Origin of the sequence: Collinsella sp. AM12-1 (assembly GCF_003472325.1) — a bacterium.
Taxonomy (GTDB): Bacteria; Actinomycetota; Coriobacteriia; order Coriobacteriales; family Coriobacteriaceae; genus Collinsella.
This window is the reverse complement of record NZ_QRLS01000005.1, coordinates 11,405-27,856: the sequence shown is the minus strand read 5'-3', so window position 1 is coordinate 27,856 and position 16,452 is coordinate 11,405. Positions and strand designations below refer to the sequence as shown.

Here is a 16,452-nt window from a genome sequence, read left to right as displayed (position 1 = left end):
CTAGCGCGCGAACTCCCGTAAGAGCGCGTCTTCCACTTCCCGAAGCGAAAGGGCCCCGCTTCCCTCGGCGGGACGGGTGACCACGATGCAGCGCGCTCCCACGTCGCGCGCGGCGGCGAGCTTCTCGGCCGTGCCGCCTACGGTTCCCGAGTCCTTAGTCACAAGCCACTGGGCGCCCACCTGCCGAAGCATCGCCTCGTTGAGCTCGCGGGTGAAGGGCCCCTGCATGCCGATGACGTGCGACGGCGAAAACCCCGCGTCGATGCACTTCGTTATAGCACCGGGCAGCGGGAGCACACGCACGAAGAAGCGCTCCGCGAAATCGGCGACGCTCGTGTAGGGAGCAAGCTCCTTGCTCCCCGTCGTGAGAAGCGCGCGACCCGGGTTCTCGGAGAGAAAGCGCGCCGCGCAGGCGATCGACGCGACCGCCACGACGCCTTTGGGCAGCGCCTCGACCGGGCGCGCAAGGCGCAGGCATCGTGCACCCACGGCGAGCGAAGCGGCCCGGATGTTGCCGCTTGCGAGCGTAGCGAAGGGGTGCGTGGCGTCGACGACGATGCACGCGCCGGAAAGCTCGCGCTCCATGTCGGCATCGTCGAGCCTGCCCGCATGCACCTCGATGCCCGGAAGCTCGCCCAAAAGCTCGCCTCCGTACTCGGTTGCCGCGTAGGCACGGGCGGGGATGCCCGCCCTGCTCGCCCATTCGCACAGAAGGCGGCCCTCGGTGGTGCCGGCGAAGATGCGCAGCGCCGGCGCGGATGCGGGCGCCGTCACTTCGGGCCGCCTGGGCGCGTGATCTGGTAGAGCAGCGCGTTCATAATGGCAGCCGCCACGGTCGAGCCGCCCTTGCGACCCCTCGCGACGATGGCTGGCACGCGTCGTGCGAGTAGCTCCTCTTTCGCCTCGACCACGTTCACAAACCCGACCGGCACCCCAACGACGAGCGCGGGCGCGATCTTCCCCGCGTCCATGAGCTCGGCGAGGCGCAGAAGTGCTGTGGGAGCGTTGCCGACGGCCACGATGAGCGGACCCTCGATGCCGCAAGCTTTGTCCATGCTCGCAACGGCGCGAGTCGTGCCCGCGGCGCGCGCCGTTGCGGCGACATCAGGGTCGGCCATGAAGCACACGGCCTTGCAGCCGAGCTTCGCGAGCGCGGGCTTGCTTATGCCTGCGAGCGCCATGTTCGTGTCGGTGAGCACCGTGGCCCCTGCGCGCAGTGCGTCGAGCGCACAGTGCGCGGCGTCATGGGTAAACACGAGGGAATCGGCGTACGAGAAGTCGGCAGTGGTGTGGATGACGCGCTTCACGACGGGCTCTTCGAGCGGCGGGAACGTGCGGCCGCCGAGCTCTTCGGTGATGATCTCGAAGCTGCGCCGCTCGATGTCGCCGGGCGCCATCTCCTTGGAATCCATCTAGTACTCCACTCCTTCCCTTGCACATATCCCCTGCTCGTAGGGATGTTTCTTGCACCGCATCTCGGTTATGTAGTCGGCCTTCTCCACGATCTTGTGGGAAGGCGCGCGCCCGGTGAGCGCTACTTCGACGCCGCGCGCGGACATATCGAGCGCGCGCTCCACGAGCGCCTCGTCGACAAGCCCCTTCGAAAGCGCGTCGAGCGCCTCGTCGAGCACGAGCAGTCCCTCTTGCGCGCCCTCGAGCTCGGCGAGCGCGGAAGCGAGGTTCCCATCGTGCAGCTCGCACGTCGCGGCAAGTTCTTCCGACGTCATCGACCAGGTAAACTTGTCCGACACCTTCCCCGCGAACACGGGCACGCCGAAATGCTCGGCGAGCAGGCGCACCTCCCCGCTTTCGCCGTCTTTCAGGAACTGCACGACGACGACGCGGCGGCCTGCAGCGAGCATGCGAAGGGCGAGGCCCATCGCCGCCGTGGTCTTGCCTTTGCCGTCGCCATGATACACGTGGATCATACGCCCTCCTCGATAATGCGGTAGACATACTCCATGTCGAGCGCCCCGCGCACGACGTCGGCCAGGCGGTCGAACTCGCGCGCACGGTGATCGGCCGCGGACGCCGCGCCCGCAGCACCCACGACGTTCTCGGGCAGGCCGCGCATGCGCGCGAGCGAGCGCGCGAGGGCGAGCGCCACCCCCGGTTCGTCGAACAGGCCGTGGAGATAGGTTCCGAACACGTTTCCGCAGGCCGCGCCTTCTGGTTTGCCGCCAATCGTGCCCGCAGGAGCGCAGGAGACGGTCGTTTCGCCGTCGTGAATCTCGTACCCGCGCGCCGTCATGCCGTTCCACACCGAGAACGCGCCTTGGGCGCCCGTGATGCGCAGTGCCGACTGGGCGAGGCGCTTTTCCTCCTTGAACACCGTACTTGCAGGGATGAGCCCGAGCCCGCGCGCGGTGCCAGCGCCTTCCCTGCCGTGCGGGTCGGAAAGCTCGTCTCCCAAAAGCTGGTAGCCTCCGCATATGCCGAGCACCGGCGTGCCCGCGCCCGAAAGCGCGCGTACACAGGCTCCGATGCCGCTAGCCGCAAGCCAGCGCGCGTCGTCGAGCGTGGTCTTCGAGCCGGGGAGCACCACCAGGTCGGGTCGGCCCAGATCGGTCGTCGAGGAAACGTAGCGCACGCCCACGCCGGGCACGCGCGAAAGCGGGTCGAAGTCGGTAAAGTTCGACAGATGCGGAAGACGCACGACGGCAACGTCGATGACGCCGCGCGCCTCGCGGGCAGATAGGCGCGGCGCGAGCGAGTCCTCGTCGTCCAGGTCGAGCGTAAGATACGGCACGACCCCCACGACGGGAACCCCGCACATCTTCTCGAGCGGGGCCAAACCCGGGCGCAGGATTTCCACATCGCCGCGGAACTTGTTCACCACAAGCCCCCGCAAAAGCGCGCGGTCCTCGGGCGCAAGGAGCGCGACCGTGCCGTAGAGCTGGGCAAACACCCCGCCTGGGTCGATGTCGCCCGCGAGCAGCACGGGGGAGGACACGGCGCGCGCGAGCCCCATGTTGACGATGTCGTTTTCGGCAAGGTTGATTTCGGCGGGGCTGCCGGCGCCCTCGATGACGATGACGTCGTTTTCCTCAGCGAGCGAATCGAACGCCTCCAAAATCTGCGGCATGAGCGCCTTCTTTCGCGCGAAGTAGTCCCTCGCAGCGAAGGCTCCCTGCGCCTTGCCGGCCACGATGAGCTGGCTTCGGTGGCCGCTTTCAGGCTTGAGCAGGATGGGGTTCATGCGCACGTCGGGCGCGATGCCGCACGCCTCGGCCTGCATGATCTGGGCGCGCCCCATCTCGAGCCCGTCAGCCGTGACACCGCTGTTGAGTGCCATGTTCTGGCTCTTGAAGGGAGTCACGCGTAGGCCGTCCTGCGAAAGCACGCGGCACAGCCCCGCCGCAAGCAGGCTCTTCCCCGCGTTCGACATGGTGCCCTGGATCATGATGGGCTTCGCCCTACCCACGGGTATCGACCTCCTTCGCCGAGCCTCGGCCATCCGCGCCCGCCATAGCGCCGCTGAAAGAAGCGCCGCCTCGTTCGTCGGGTTCGCCTTCGCCCGATGCACCTTCCGCCCGAAGCGCGCAGCTGAACGCCATCGCAAGCCGGGCATTCTCCTTGCGCGTGCGCACCGCGACGCGGCACCAGAAACGGGACAGTACCGAAAACGAGTCGCACGTGCGGACCAAAACCCCCTGTTTATACAGGCGCTCGGGGATGTCTTTCGCCGGCGTGCGGACTAAAAGGAAGTTCGCATCCGACGGCACGACGGAAAGCCCGAGCGAGGAGAGCTCGTGGGAAAGCCACGCTCGCTCGCCCGCCAATACATCGCGCGTGCGCGAGACGTATTCGACGTCTTCCAGGGCGGCGATGCCCGCGGCCTCGGCGACCGAGGAGACGGGCCACGCCTGCCCCGCCCGGCGAATCCCCTCGATGAGTTGGGTGTTTCCGCTGATCAGATATCCCAACCGCAACCCCGCCATTCCGTAGAGCTTGGTGAACGCGGAGAGCACGGCCACATGGCGCGAACACGCGGCGCGTGCGGCCACGCTCCTTTCGCGGGCGTCGGGCGCAAATCCGAGGAAGCACTCGTCCACGACGAGCAGCGCGCCCACCTGCTCGCAGCGACAAGCCGCGGCATCGATCACGCTGGGGTCGACGAGGCGCCCCGTCGGGTTGTTCGGATTGCAGAGGTACGCCACGTCTCCCGGCCCCTCGATCGCGCGGGCGAAGGAGGCGGGCACGTCGAAGTCGTCCGCTTCGGAGAGCGGGAACTCCTGCACGCATGCGCCGTAGTACGATGCCGCCTCCGCATATTCAGAGAACGTCGGCGCGCACACGACGATGCGTTTCGGGCGCACCGCCGCGGCGAGCCGCCAGATGATGTCGGACGCGCCCGCGCCGCAGACGATAGTATCTTCGGGAATGCCCTGGTCGCGCGCCAGGGCGCGAACGAGGGCGAGGCTTTCCCTATCGGGGTAGGCGTCGATTCGAGAAAGCGCCTTGCAAGCTGCGGCGACGGCGCGCGGCGAGGGGCCTGCCGGATTCACGTTCACCGAGAAGTCGATGAGGTTGGAGGCGCCCCCTTCGCAAGCGATGCCGAGCGATTGCGCGCTGCCCCCATGCGTGCGGGCGCGCAGGATTCCCCCGGCAGCCCGGGGCGCGGCGTGGTCTTTCCTCATGCCATCGCCCCCACGGCGAGCACGACCGCCGCGCGCGCGGCGCCGAAGACGACGAGCGCGCATACGGACGCGGCGAGCATGAGCCTTGTCGCCCGGGCGATGTCGCCCCACTCGATTTCGCGGGACGCGTCGCCTATCGTCGGTTTCTCAACGAGCTTGCCGAAATACACCGCGGGTCCTGCCAGGCGCAGTCCGAGCGCACCCGCGCACGCCGACTCGGTCTGCGCCGCGTTCGGGCTCGCATGGCGACGCCTGTCGCGGCGCCAGATGCGCGCCGCCCCGCGCGCGTCGAGCCCGACGATCGGGCACACGGCGATCATGAACAGGGCCGATAACCGCGAGGGAATCCAGTTCACCGCATCGTCGAGGCGCGCCGAGGCGCAGCCGAAGTCGATGTAGCGCTCGTTTTTGTAGCCCACCATGCTGTCGAGCGTGTTCACCGCCTTGTACGCCATGCCCAAAGGCGCACCCCCGATCATAAGGTAGAAAAGCGGCGCGATGACACCGTCGCTCGCGTTCTCCGCCACCGTTTCCACGGCGGCGCGCGCGACGCCCTGCTCGTCGAGAACAGACGTGTCGCGTCCCACGATGAGCCCGACAGCTTCACGCGCCGCGACAAGGCCGCCCCTCGAGAACGCACGGGCCACGGCCAGGCTCTGGCGGCGCAGCTCGCATGCCGCGAGAATCTGATAGCTCGCCCATGCCTCGGCCACGAAGCGCAGGCCGGAGTGAACCATGCCGCAAAGATGCAGGATTCCCCAGGTCAAAAGCCCACACGCAAGCGGAAGCGCCACGGCGAGCACAAGTCCTGCGGCGCGCGTGCCCGCGGACGTTTGCGGGAATGCGCGCCGCAGGCGGCCTTCGGCCCACGTGATCGCGCGCCCCATGGCGACGACGGGATGGGGAAGCCAGCGCGGGTCGCCGAAGGCAAGGTCGGTCGCGAACCCGGCGGCGACGGCAAGAATCGTCATCACCGGGCATCGCCCCCCGAAGCGGGGCGAACGTCGCGAAGGCAGCGCCCATCCCAGGTGGCGGCCCATGCGCCGCCCGGCTCGGTATGCACGTCGAAGTATCCAATTTTCGGGACAGCTAGCTCGGAGAGCAATGCTTTCACGGTACCCGCGTGAACGACGAAGACGGCGCGCCCACTCCCCTGGACGCGCTCCGATTCGCACGCCTCCCGAAACGCCGCGACGACGCGGCGGGTGAAATCGCTCTTGCCCTCGCCATGCGGGCAGCGCGTCTCGCACCAGGAGTCTACCCAAGCGCGGTAGCGCGCATCCTCTTTAAGCTCGGCGGCGCTTCGCCCCTCGAAGTCGCCGAAATCCATCTCGCGCAGACCGGGGCACGCAATAAACTCCGCGTTCGGGAAGAGGATGCGCGCCGTCTGGTCGGTGCGGGCCATGCCGCTCGTGATAACACGGAACACGTCACGATAGCACGCGAGGTCGCGCAAAGCGCGCTCACCCGCGCTCGACAGGGGCTCGTCGGTGCCCGCCCCGCTGTAGCGATGGTCTTCCGTGCCCGCCGTGGCACCATGGCGCACGAAGACGACTTCCAAAGGCGCGCCCGCACCCTGCGCCCCTCGAGGCGCATCGACAAGGTTTCCTTTGATGACCTGGGGTATCCCGCACGTCATGCGCACGACGACATCGGCGCGCGCAGCGAGCGCGCATCCCAGGCGCCCCGCGCGCTCGCGCCATTGGGCGTCTTCCGCACGCATAGGGATGACCCCCGAGCCGACCAAGGACAGAATCACTACGTCGAAGCCGATCAGCCGCTCGAGCGCCCGGTCAGCGTCGAGCGCGCGTACGAGTTCCTCAGCACGGTAAGCGACACGGCCGGCAAAAGCCGCGGGCACGCCGCCCTCCGCAAACTGCGCCGCGTCGACGAAATCGTCCGCCGCGAACCCGAGCTTTTCGCGCACGAAGGTCCTCTTCCCCGAATGCGCGCCACCTACCACGAGCATCATAGGAGCATGCCCCCCGCCACCAGCATGGCAAGCATCGCGAGCTCGGCCCATTGCAGAAACCATCCGGCCAAATCCCCCGTCACCCCGCCGAAGCGGGACAGGGCAACATGGCGGTACCACGCGAGCGCCAAAAGCCCCGCCACAGCCATAAGGGCGCCGACGGCCTGAGCGCACGCGACCATCCCTGCAGCCGAAGCCGCAGCGAAAGCGCAAAGCGGCACGATGATCGCCGCGCGCTTCTTCGCAGGCGAGAGCCCCGCGGCCATGCCGTCCGCCCGCGCGGCAGGCCAGCATTCAACGGCGAGCCCCGAAAGCGAGCGGGAGAACACGAGAGAGCACAGAAGCGCGAGGAACGCCCCCGCCGTAAGCGACAGCGCGGTGAAAAGGGAAAACTGCAGAATAAGGTACACAACAACACCGATGACCCCGAAGGCGCCCGCTCGCGGGTCGTGCATGATCTCGAGCTTTCGCTCGCGCGGGGCCCAACTTGCAAGCGCATCGGAGGTGTCGCAGAGCCCGTCTAGGTGGATGCCTCCCGTCACCGCCACAGGCAGCGCCACGAGCACGGCCGCGACGATGGTCGCGGGCACGCCGAGCAAGTTCGCCACGTACCCCCACGCCGTCATGAGGAAGCCTTCCGCAAGGCCCACCAGGGGAAACGCGGCAAGCGCATGGGTTGACCCGAAATCGGTCCAGGCCGATTTCGGGACGGGGATGCGCGAGAACGTTCCGAACGCCGCGCCGATTGCCTCTACTATCTTCACCTTGTAGGTCCTTCGCCTTTCATCCACACGGGAATCCCGCATACCACTTCGACTGCGCGGTCGGCCAGCGCCGCCACACCCGCGTTCACGCGCGCGAGCGCGCGCCTCCATGCCTCGGTCCCTTCATCGTAGCGCATCCCATCGGCGAACACGTCGACGGTGACCACCACCGTATACGCAGCGGCCTGAGCGAGCCGTTCAATGCCTCCGAGCACCTCGCGCGCCGCAGCGTCGGGGTCACGCGGGGACAAGCCGCCTTCCGCGAAGAGCTCGTTCGCAACCAGGTTGCCCACGTCCTCCAAAAGAAGCGTGCAGCCGCGCGGAAGCCCGGGCACTGCGGCGCCCACGTCACGCGTGCACTCGAGGGTAGAAAACCCCTTGCCCTCGCGCAGCCCCCGATGGCGCGCGATGCGGCGGGCGCCCTCTTCCCCGAAGGGCTCCATCGTTGCCAGGTACACGCGGGGGCCGTCGTGCCCGAGGCACAGGGACTCGGCGTAGGCGCTCTTGCCGCTCGCGGCGGCGCCGATGACGAGTGTCACCGTCATTTCCCGGCCTCGAAATGCTCGTAAGCAGCCATGCCAGTCGCCGTGAACGTCTTCCCATCCCGGTACACGCGCAACGCCGAATCCAGAAGGGGCAGATACGCCATGGCGCCCGCGCCCTCGCCCAAGTGCATGCCTGCGTCGAGTGGTGCCTTTATGCCGAGCTCGCGAAGGAGCTCCTGGCTTGCGGGTTCGCTTGATGCGTGGGTGCCCACGAGGTAGCCCAAGGCGTTGGGGCACAGGCGCGCCGCGCACAGGGCCGCCGTGCAGGATATGACCCCGTCGAGGAGCGCCGGCGCCTTCGAGGCCGCGGCCCCCAGGTAGAAGCCACACATCGCCGCGATGTCGAAGCCGCCCACCTTCGAGAGCACGTCGATCGGGTCGGCGGGATCGGGCGAGTTCGCGTCGATAGCGCGCTCGACCACGTCGCGCTTGCGCGCGAGCGATGCGTCCGAGAGCCCCGCGCCGCGCCCGACGAGGCTCCGCGCGTCCGCCCGGATGAGCACCGCGGCCACCGCCGCCGAGGTGGTCGTGTTGCCGATGCCCATCTCGCCCGAGGCCAGAAGGCGCACGCCGGCGCGGGCAAGCCCGCACGCGACGGCGATACCGACCTCGATCGCGCGCACGGCCCCATCGCGAGACATAGCGGGGCCGTGCGCGATGTTGCCGCTCCCCCGCCGCACGTTCGCGCGCACCATGCGCGCGTCTTCTATACCCCGGGCCATACCCACGTCGACGGGCACGACCTCGGCACCCGCGAACGCCGCCATGCGGCAGGCGCTCGTGGCCCCCTCGCACATGTTGCGCGCGACGGCTCGCGTCACGTCTTGCCCGCTTTGCGACACGCCTTCGGCAACGACCCCGTTGTCGGAGAAGAATACCGCGAGCGCACGGGGAAACTCGGCCACCTCGGCGCTCCCCTGAGCTGCGGCGATACACGCGACGGCGTCTTCAAAGTCGCCCAATCCCCCCAAGGGGTGCGCGATGGAATCCCACGCGGCGTACGCGGCGGCGCGGGCACACTCGTCTGCGGGCGCGATCCGGGAGAGCGTGGCTTCGAGCACGGCGCCCGGCGCCGACGAGAACGCACGCTCGACTTCCTCGCGGATGCAGGCAAGCGCGGTTTCGGTTGCTTCAGCCATGCAGTCTCCTCTCTACGAACGACGCTGCGGCAGACGCGAACGCGCGCGCAACGTCGGGGTTCGCAGGATAGTACACATGCGGGAAGCCCGCCACCAGGGACGGGGTAGTCGTCATGCACGGCCAGCCCTTGTCGCGCCGGGGCTTCTGCGCCCAGAAGTCGCCGCCCGGGCAGGCGGACTGCCAGTAGTGGAACTCGTGCGCGCGGATGCGTGTGCCGCGCGGCCCGTAGAGCCCGTCGCGTTGGGAAGTGAGCTCCACGTACCCGAAATGGGACAGCCTTCCCCCGTTCTCGCTTGCGCCCTCAAGGGCGCCCGCAACAGGCCAGCGCCGCCCCTCGCTATCGGCGATTTCGCGCTGCAGGTACAGAAACCCACCGCATTCGGCGACCGTCGGCATGCCGGATTCCACCGCGCGCCGCACCGCCTCGCGCATCGGCGCGTTCTCGGAGAGCTGCCGCGCATGGAGTTCCGGGTAGCCGCCCCCCAGATAGAGGGCGCTTGTCCCCCGGGGCAACTCGCTATCACACAGGGGGCTGAAAAAGGCCAGCTCGCAACCCAGGTCCTCGAGCGCGCGCAGGTTCTCCTCGTAGTAGAACGAGAACGCCTCGTCACGCGCGACGGCGACGATGGGCCGCGTTCCCGCGATCGGCTCCAACCGGTAAGGTTCCTCGCGGATATCGGGTGCCGTCGCCGCTATTTCGAGCAAGCGGTCGACGTCGACGCTCTTTTCCACCAGCTCGGCCATCTTGTCGATGCGCGCGGAGAGCTGCTCGACCTCGTCGGCGGTCACAAGCCCCAGATGCCGGCTTTTGAGCGAGAACGCCTCGTCGGCGGGGATATTCCCCAAAACCGCGACGCCCGTGTGCTTCTCGATCGCAGGCGCCGCGTAGGCGCAGGCAGCGGCGCTCGTCTTGTTCAGCACGACGCCGCGCACGTTCGCACAAGGCAGGAACTCGGCGATGCCGCGGATTACGGCGGCGAGCGATAAAGACGCCCCGCGCCCGTTCACCACTAAAACGACCGGCGTTTCCGTGTCGCGCGCAACCTGGTAGCTGCTCGCGTCGGCCACGCCGGGCGCCATGCCGTCGTAGAAGCCCATGACCCCCTCGAGCACCGCGACATCCGCGCCCGCGGCGCCGCGTGCGAGCAGGGCGCGCAGCGTCGGGGCGTCGGTGAAGAAGCCGTCTAAGTTGCCCGAGCGCGCACCCACGACGCGGCGATGAAAGAGCGGGTCAATGTAGTCGGGACCGCATTTGAAGGCCGCGCATGCAAGGCCGCGACGCGCGAGCGCGCGCAGGAGCGCGCACGTGACGACCGTCTTGCCGCTCCCGCTCGAGGGCGCAGCGACCATGAAGCGCGGGATGGACGTGCTCACCGGGCACCGCCTTCCCCACCTGCGGCGTTGCAGTTAGCAAGCGAGACCACCTCAACGGATGGTATCCCCTCGGTAGAGGGGTCCTCCCCGACAGGCGACTCAACAAGCGCCCCGACATCGGCAAGCTCCTCGGCATCCGCGCCCGCACCACGCGCGCTGACGAGGAACACGGGGTTTTGCGCCTTCATAAGATGGTGCGAGCCTACAGCCTCGGCACGGGCGGCCGACACCTGGCACGCCTCGAACCCCTTAAAGCGCGAACCCGAGAGGAGCGCGCACGCCTCGGTGAGCGTCTCAACGGTGACGCATGGCACGCACAGGCGAACCTGCAAGTTCTTCTCGAGCGCCGCCTCCACGATGGAGGGAAGCTCGCCCGCGCTCCCGCCGACGAACACGGCGTCGGGGACGGGCAGTTTCGCGAGCGTTTCGGGGGCGACACCGGGGACCGCATGAACGTTGCCGCACCCGAATGCATCCGCGTTCTCTCGGATGAGCCGCACGCCGGCCGCGTTGCGCTCGACCGCCCATACCGACCCCGCTCGCGCGACGAGCGCCGCCTCGATCGACACGCTCCCCGTGCCGGCGCCGACATCCCACACGGTGTCGGTCGCGGTAAGGCGCAGCTTCGCGAGCGCGACGGCGCGCACCTCCTGCTTGGTCATGGGAACGTCGCCGCGGATGAAGAGCTCGTCGGGAATGCCGGAGGAAGCGTACGGCCAGCGGGAGCTCGCGGCGCGGGATGCGCCCGCAGAGTCCGCCGCGAAAGAAGCCGCCGCGGGCGCAGACGCGCCGGCCGGCGACTCGGAGGCTGCGCTAGAGTTCGCAGGCGACCCGGCGCAGCCTGCGAACTCGATAAGCATCACGTTCAAGTCGTCGAACGTCTGACCTGCGATTTCACTTGCGGTCGCGCAGGTGATGCGCTCGTCGGGGTACGACAGGCGCTCGGCCACCGTCACGCGCGCGTCCTCAAAGCCCGCCTGCACAAGCTCGCCCGAAAGCCGCGAGGGGTCTTCCCCGCCCGACGTGGCGAGGAAGAGCTCACCTGCGCGCTCGGCCTCGGCCACGATGTCGCACGCCACGCCGTGAGCACTCACGAAGCGCCAATCCTGCCATGGACGCGCGAGGCGCGCGGCGAGATACGACGCAGAGCTTATGCCGGGAATGACGCGCACGTCCACCTGCGCGTCGCCGGAGAGCGCCTCCACCAGGCGGCGCGCGCCGCTGAACAGCCCCACATCGCCCGTCATCACGACCACGGCGCGCTGCCACGACGCCGCATCGGTGAGCGCGGCGACGATGTCCGCCGTCTTCACGAGCTCGCATCTCACCACGTCGGGCGGCACGTCGATGCCGACAAGCGCGCGATGAGCGCCGATGACCACGTCGGCGATGTCGATCGCGTCGAGCGCCGCGCGAGAGAGCAAGTCGGGGTTTCCGGGCCCCGCCCCGATGATCGTTACCTTTCGCATGGAATCTCCCGATACCCGCGCGGCGTGACCATACGGCCGCCTACGCGCTTCGTGTCCGCGTTGCCGACGAACACGGTAGTGAACATGTCGGCGTCGAACTCCCCCAGCTCGGAGAGCCTGCACATGCCCGATTGCTGCCCCTCGCGCCCGATGTTGCGTACCCAACCGCAGAGCGTGTCGGGGGCCTTCCATTCGAGCATAATCTTCGCCGCGCGCGAGAGCCTGTCGGCGCGCTTTCTGCTGCGCGGGTTGTACAAACAGATGCAGAAGTCGGCGCTCGCCACGGCGGCGAGCCTGTGCTCGATGACCTCCCACGGCGTGAGCAGGTCGGAAAGCGACACGACCGCGAAATCGTGGGCAAGCGGGGCGCCGAGCACCGCCGACCCGCTCTGAGCCGCGGTGGCCCCGGCGATAACTTCCACGTCTACATCGGGGTAGTCCTCCGCAAGCTCCAGCACGGGGCTCGCCATGCCATACACGCCCGCGTCACCGCTGCACACGAGCGCCACCGCTTCTCCACTCTGCGCGCGCGAAAGCGCCACGCGGCACCGTTCGACCTCGTGCATCATCGGCGTCGCGAGATGCGCCGCGTCGGGCACGGCGGCGAGCGCGAGCTCCACGTATTTCGTGTACCCCACAACGATGTCGACCGCCTCGAGCGCGCGCCGAGCCGCAATCGTCATGCCGTCGGGGCCGCCCGGGCCGATCCCCACTACGAAGAGCTTTCCCATCACCGCTCCTTAAACGAAAGTTCGATAGTTACCTTGGAAAACGCGACGGTCACGCCGCCGTGAGCGAGCTTCGGGAAGATAAGTATGCCCCCGTCCGCGAGCGCCGCACGCTCGCACACGTTGTCGACTCCCACCGTCGCGCGCACGAAATCAGATGGCGAAACGCTGCCTTCGACCTGCGACAACTCCTCTGCGGAATACGTCGCGAGCGGGATATTGCGCGCGCGGCAGAAGGCGAGCAGACCCTCCTCGCGCGCCTTCACGTCGATCGTCGCCGCCTCGCACACGGCCGAAGGCGAGATACCCGCCTGCCCGCACGCGAGAAGAAACGCCTCCCCGATCGCTTCGGCGCACGCACCGCGGCGGCACCCTATGCCCACAACGATGCAGGGCACGACAAGGCGAAGCGGCTCGGGCGCAGGCGCCTGAGCCCGCACGCCCGCCGGCTTCCCCGTCTCACCGGCGGGTACGACCTCGCCCGTTGTCTCCGCCGCGCGAACGGACGCACCTGCATTCGCGCCAGCGAACGGCGACACGACGATATCGGCCCGAGCGCGGTCGGACGCAATGTCAACCCCCTCAGGCGGCTGTCCCGAAATCGGCATGTCGGAATAGAGCGCCACGCGCCCGCCCGAAAGCAGCCGTGCCGACACTCGCTTGATAGCCTCGGGATTCGAAACAGCGAGCCCCGCACAGCACGCCCACGTATCCACCGCCCACACGCCGCGGACGTCGGTCGCCGTGGTGATGACGGGGATGGCCCCTGCCGCGCGTGCCACAGTTTGCGCAAGCTCGTTCGCACCGCCCAAATGCCCCGACAAAAGTGGGACGGCAAAGCGCCCCGCCTCGTCGATCACCACAACCGCGGAATCGGTTGCCTTCGAGGCGACATGCGGCGCGATCGCCCGCACGGCGATGCCCGCCGCGCCCACGAACAGAAGCGCGTCCGACGCTTCCCACGCGAGCGCCGTCCATGCGCGCAGGTCGGCCTTCCCCTCGCCGAACCCGCGCGAAACGGAAACGTCCCAGCCAGGGTCATCTTCACCTGTCTGCGCGCAATCGGAAAGCGCGCGTGCGGTGCGCTCCGCCAACGCATATCCCCTCTCAGTGAACGCTATGCAGGAAACCCTCATCTAGCGCACCACCATCGTCGAGAAGTAGCTGCCCCGATCGGGCACATCGTCGAGCGAGCGGTACACGCGCTCGCCCGGAAGCCCACAGTCCTCTACGAGCTCGGAACCGTCGAAGGCGCCCTCCTCGCGAAGGATGCGCTTCGTGTCCGCAAGCGAGCGGCGCGCCTTCATGACCACCTTCGTCCCCGGCCAGCCGATTGCGCGGCGCACGTCGTCGTAGCCGCCGGACACGATGTGCAGAGGCGACGACATCTCGGGCGTGAGGTCGCGCTCGAGCGCTGCGGCGACCGCGCAGAAGCTCGGCACGCCGGGAATGGCGCGCGCCTCGAACCCGCGGGCGCGCACGTCGGGCGCTATGCGCTGGAAGGTGGCGTAGATGCTTGGGTCCCCCAGGTTCAGCAGCGCGACGTCGCGGGCCGCATCCAGGTGCGCGACAAGCTCGCGAACAAGCGAGGCATGCTCGGCCGCGCGGCGCTCGGCGTCGCGCGTCATCGAGAATCGCACGGGGATCACCGTCTTGCCTGTAAGGTCGACGGCGCCGCGCACGATGTCGAGCGCGACCATGACCCCGTCCGCCGTCTGCGGTGCGGCGATGACCGGACACGATTCGATTGTGCGGACGGCCTTGATCGTGAGCAGCTCGGGGTCGCCAGGCCCCGTGCCCACCCCGTACAGCACGCCTTTACTCATACGTCGCCCCCAATTCCCCGATAACTGCATCGGCGCCCGACGTGCGGAAAAGCTCACAGCGCTCGGCGTCGAACACGACCGCGGCGATGTCGCATGCGCCCGCCGCGCGGCGGCGCAACCTGTCCTCGATTGCCGCAGCGAGCGAGGCGCGCGCAGCGTCCCCCACGCCGGCGGCCTCGATTACCTCGAGCGCCGCCGTGGTCGTGACCGACGACATGATCTCGCGCACGGTCTTCGCGCCCGCGCCGGCCAAGGCCGCGTGGGCGGCCAGAATCTCCGCGCGGCAGTCGGCGGTACGCGAATGGGTGTCCATGATGCCGCCCGCGACCTTCACCAGCTTGCCGATGTGTCCCACAAGAAGGACATTGGTAAATCCCTCGCGAACGCAGCAATCAATCGCATCGCCCACAAAGTTGGAGATGAAGACCACCGGCGCACCGTTTAGGTGGAAATGCCCCGAGATGAACTGCGCGCCGTAGTTGCCGGGCGTGAGCACGACTCCGCGCCGCCCCATAGCCGCATGCTGCCGGATCTCGAGCTCGATGCTGTCGCGCAAGGCAGCGAGGCTGCGCGGCTCGACGATGCCCGTCGTGCCCAGGATGGAGATGCCGTCCTCTATCCCCAGGTGCGGGTTGAAGGTCTTTTCGGCAAGGGCAACACCCTCGGGTACCGAAATCGTCACAGCAATATTTCCAGAAAAGCCGTGCGCGGCGCACACCTCGCGCACCGCCGAAGTGATCATCGCGCGCGGTGTCGCGTTGATGGCGGCCGCCCCCACCGGCTGTTCGAGCCCGGGCAATGTCACGCGCCCCACGCCCACGCCGCCATCGACGGAAACTTCCGATTCGCGCGCGGGCACGCCCTTGCTGCCCGCAGCGCCCGTGCCCGACCCCGCATGTTCCACGCGCGCGTACACGAGTACGCCGTCGGTCACATCGGCATCGTCGCCTGCGTCCTTTCGCACGGCGCACTGGGCGCACCCCTCGCCGATACATGCGTCTACCACGTTCGCCTCGACGGGCAGCCCGCCGGGGGTGACGATCGACACGCGGCCGACGGGCTTTCGTGACAAGAGCATCTCACAGGCCGCCTTCGCCGCGAGCGCGGCGCAGCTCCCCGTGGTGTAGCCGCAGCGCAGGCGGGTCGTCCCGGTATATATGTAGTGCTCGAAGGCCACGCTAGCTGCTCGCCTTTCGATACCCTGTGGCAAACGAAGGGTCGTAAAGCTTGCTGCGCTCGTACGACTCCGCTTGCGCGCCGATGTGCGCAAGCCCGCCGCGAGCTCCGAGCACGCGGCCCACCACCACGAGCGCCGTGCGGTCGATGCCCTCTCGCGCGCCCGCATCGGCGAGTGTGCCCACTGTGCATCGCACCACGCGCTCCTCAGGCCAGGTTGCCTTATACACGAGCGCCGCCGGCTCGTCGGAGCTGCGGCCCGCGGCCAAAAGCTCGGCGGAAAGCTCGGCGAGCATACCCGAGCTCAGGAAGATGACCATAGTCGAGCCGCTTTCCGCCATGGTGCGCATGCCCTCGCCCGCGGGCATGGGGGTGCGCCCGGAAAGCCGCGTGATCACGACCGACTGGCTGATTCCCGGCAGCGTGTATTCCTGGCGAAGCGCCGCCGCGGCACCGCAAAAGCTCGACACACCGGGCACCACCTCGTAGTCCACGCCGCGCGCGTCGAGTGCGTCCATCTGCTCCTGAATGGCGCCGTACAGGCACGGGTCGCCCGTGTGCAGGCGCACCACTTCCTCGCCCCGCGCATCCGCCGCGCACATCACGTCGAGCACTTCCTCCAAGGTCATGTGCGCGCTGTCGTAGACGACGCAGGATTCCTTGCACTCGGCGAGCAGCTCAGGGTTCACAAGGCTCCCCGCCCAAACGACCACGTCGGCCGCGCGCAGAAGACGCGCCCCGCGCAGCGTGATAAGGTCGGCGGCGCCCGAGCCTGCGCCAACGATATGAATCATCCGAGCCTTCCCTTCCCGTTTCTC

General features: G+C 68.4%; 17 protein-coding genes. All 17 read right to left on the bottom strand.

Features of this window, described 5'->3' with window-relative positions; genetic code table 11:
- The 17 genes from cobK to cobM are packed head-to-tail and all read right to left on the bottom strand — an operon-like array spanning position 1 to position 16,428.
- Positions 1–774, bottom strand: coding sequence for a precorrin-6A reductase (gene cobK, locus DW136_RS03765; RefSeq protein ID WP_118289113.1), 774 nt, complete (start codon positions 772–774; stop codon positions 1–3).
- Positions 771–1,412: a precorrin-8X methylmutase gene (locus DW136_RS03760; RefSeq protein ID WP_118289112.1), complete on the bottom strand. Its 642-nt coding sequence runs from the start codon at positions 1,410–1,412 to the stop codon at positions 771–773. Before DW136_RS03760 ends, cobK begins: the two co-directional genes overlap by 4 nt.
- Complete coding sequence (locus tag DW136_RS03755; protein ID WP_118289111.1) at positions 1,413–1,928, bottom strand: cob(I)yrinic acid a,c-diamide adenosyltransferase; 516 nt, start codon at positions 1,926–1,928, stop codon at positions 1,413–1,415.
- Positions 1,925–3,424: a cobyric acid synthase gene (locus DW136_RS03750; protein WP_233546531.1), complete on the bottom strand. Its 1,500-nt coding sequence runs from the start codon at positions 3,422–3,424 to the stop codon at positions 1,925–1,927. Before DW136_RS03750 ends, DW136_RS03755 begins: the two co-directional genes overlap by 4 nt.
- A complete protein-coding gene (locus tag DW136_RS03745) occupies positions 3,417–4,640 on the bottom strand; it encodes a histidinol-phosphate transaminase (RefSeq protein ID WP_158571430.1) in 1,224 nt (407 codons plus the stop codon). The genes DW136_RS03750 and DW136_RS03745 overlap by 8 nt, the downstream gene beginning before the upstream one ends.
- A complete protein-coding gene (gene cbiB / locus DW136_RS03740; RefSeq protein WP_118289108.1) occupies positions 4,637–5,611 on the bottom strand; it encodes an adenosylcobinamide-phosphate synthase CbiB in 975 nt (324 codons plus the stop codon). The genes DW136_RS03745 and cbiB overlap by 4 nt, the downstream gene beginning before the upstream one ends.
- Positions 5,611–6,567 (bottom strand): histidine phosphatase family protein, encoded by a 957-nt coding sequence (locus tag DW136_RS03735; protein ID WP_233546530.1) that lies wholly within the window; start codon positions 6,565–6,567, stop codon positions 5,611–5,613. Before DW136_RS03735 ends, cbiB begins: the two co-directional genes overlap by 1 nt.
- A gap of 41 nt (positions 6,568–6,608) precedes the next feature.
- On the bottom strand, positions 6,609–7,376 hold the full coding sequence (gene cobS / locus DW136_RS03730; protein WP_158571429.1) for an adenosylcobinamide-GDP ribazoletransferase: 768 nt from the start codon (positions 7,374–7,376) through the stop codon (positions 6,609–6,611).
- The gene (locus DW136_RS03725) at positions 7,373–7,921 is read right to left on the bottom strand and encodes a bifunctional adenosylcobinamide kinase/adenosylcobinamide-phosphate guanylyltransferase (protein WP_118289135.1); all 549 of its coding nucleotides are present in this window, start codon (positions 7,919–7,921) and stop codon (positions 7,373–7,375) included. Before DW136_RS03725 ends, cobS begins: the two co-directional genes overlap by 4 nt.
- Positions 7,918–9,060 carry a nicotinate-nucleotide--dimethylbenzimidazole phosphoribosyltransferase gene (gene cobT, locus DW136_RS03720; protein ID WP_117842463.1) on the bottom strand — a complete coding sequence of 381 codons (1,143 nt, stop codon included), beginning with the start codon at positions 9,058–9,060 and terminating at the stop codon, positions 7,918–7,920. The genes DW136_RS03725 and cobT overlap by 4 nt, the downstream gene beginning before the upstream one ends.
- On the bottom strand, positions 9,053–10,435 hold the full coding sequence (locus DW136_RS03715; RefSeq protein ID WP_233546529.1) for a cobyrinate a,c-diamide synthase: 1,383 nt from the start codon (positions 10,433–10,435) through the stop codon (positions 9,053–9,055). Before DW136_RS03715 ends, cobT begins: the two co-directional genes overlap by 8 nt.
- Positions 10,432–11,904, bottom strand: a complete 1,473-nt coding sequence (cbiE, locus tag DW136_RS03710) for a precorrin-6y C5,15-methyltransferase (decarboxylating) subunit CbiE (RefSeq protein WP_118289105.1) — start codon at positions 11,902–11,904, stop codon at positions 10,432–10,434. Before cbiE ends, DW136_RS03715 begins: the two co-directional genes overlap by 4 nt.
- Positions 11,892–12,635: a precorrin-3B C(17)-methyltransferase gene (gene cobJ, locus DW136_RS03705; protein ID WP_118289104.1), complete on the bottom strand. Its 744-nt coding sequence runs from the start codon at positions 12,633–12,635 to the stop codon at positions 11,892–11,894. The genes cbiE and cobJ overlap by 13 nt, the downstream gene beginning before the upstream one ends.
- Positions 12,635–13,768 (bottom strand): cobalt-precorrin 5A hydrolase, encoded by a 1,134-nt coding sequence (locus DW136_RS03700; protein ID WP_118289103.1) that lies wholly within the window; start codon positions 13,766–13,768, stop codon positions 12,635–12,637. Before DW136_RS03700 ends, cobJ begins: the two co-directional genes overlap by 1 nt.
- On the bottom strand, positions 13,769–14,458 hold the full coding sequence (cobI, locus tag DW136_RS03695; RefSeq protein WP_118289102.1) for a precorrin-2 C(20)-methyltransferase: 690 nt from the start codon (positions 14,456–14,458) through the stop codon (positions 13,769–13,771).
- Complete coding sequence (gene cbiD / locus DW136_RS03690) at positions 14,451–15,668, bottom strand: cobalt-precorrin-5B (C(1))-methyltransferase CbiD (protein WP_233546528.1); 1,218 nt, start codon at positions 15,666–15,668, stop codon at positions 14,451–14,453. Before cbiD ends, cobI begins: the two co-directional genes overlap by 8 nt.
- Positions 15,637–16,428 (bottom strand): precorrin-4 C(11)-methyltransferase, encoded by a 792-nt coding sequence (gene cobM, locus DW136_RS03685; RefSeq protein WP_118289101.1) that lies wholly within the window; start codon positions 16,426–16,428, stop codon positions 15,637–15,639. The genes cbiD and cobM overlap by 32 nt, the downstream gene beginning before the upstream one ends.
- Positions 16,429–16,452: the final 24 nt, after the last annotated feature.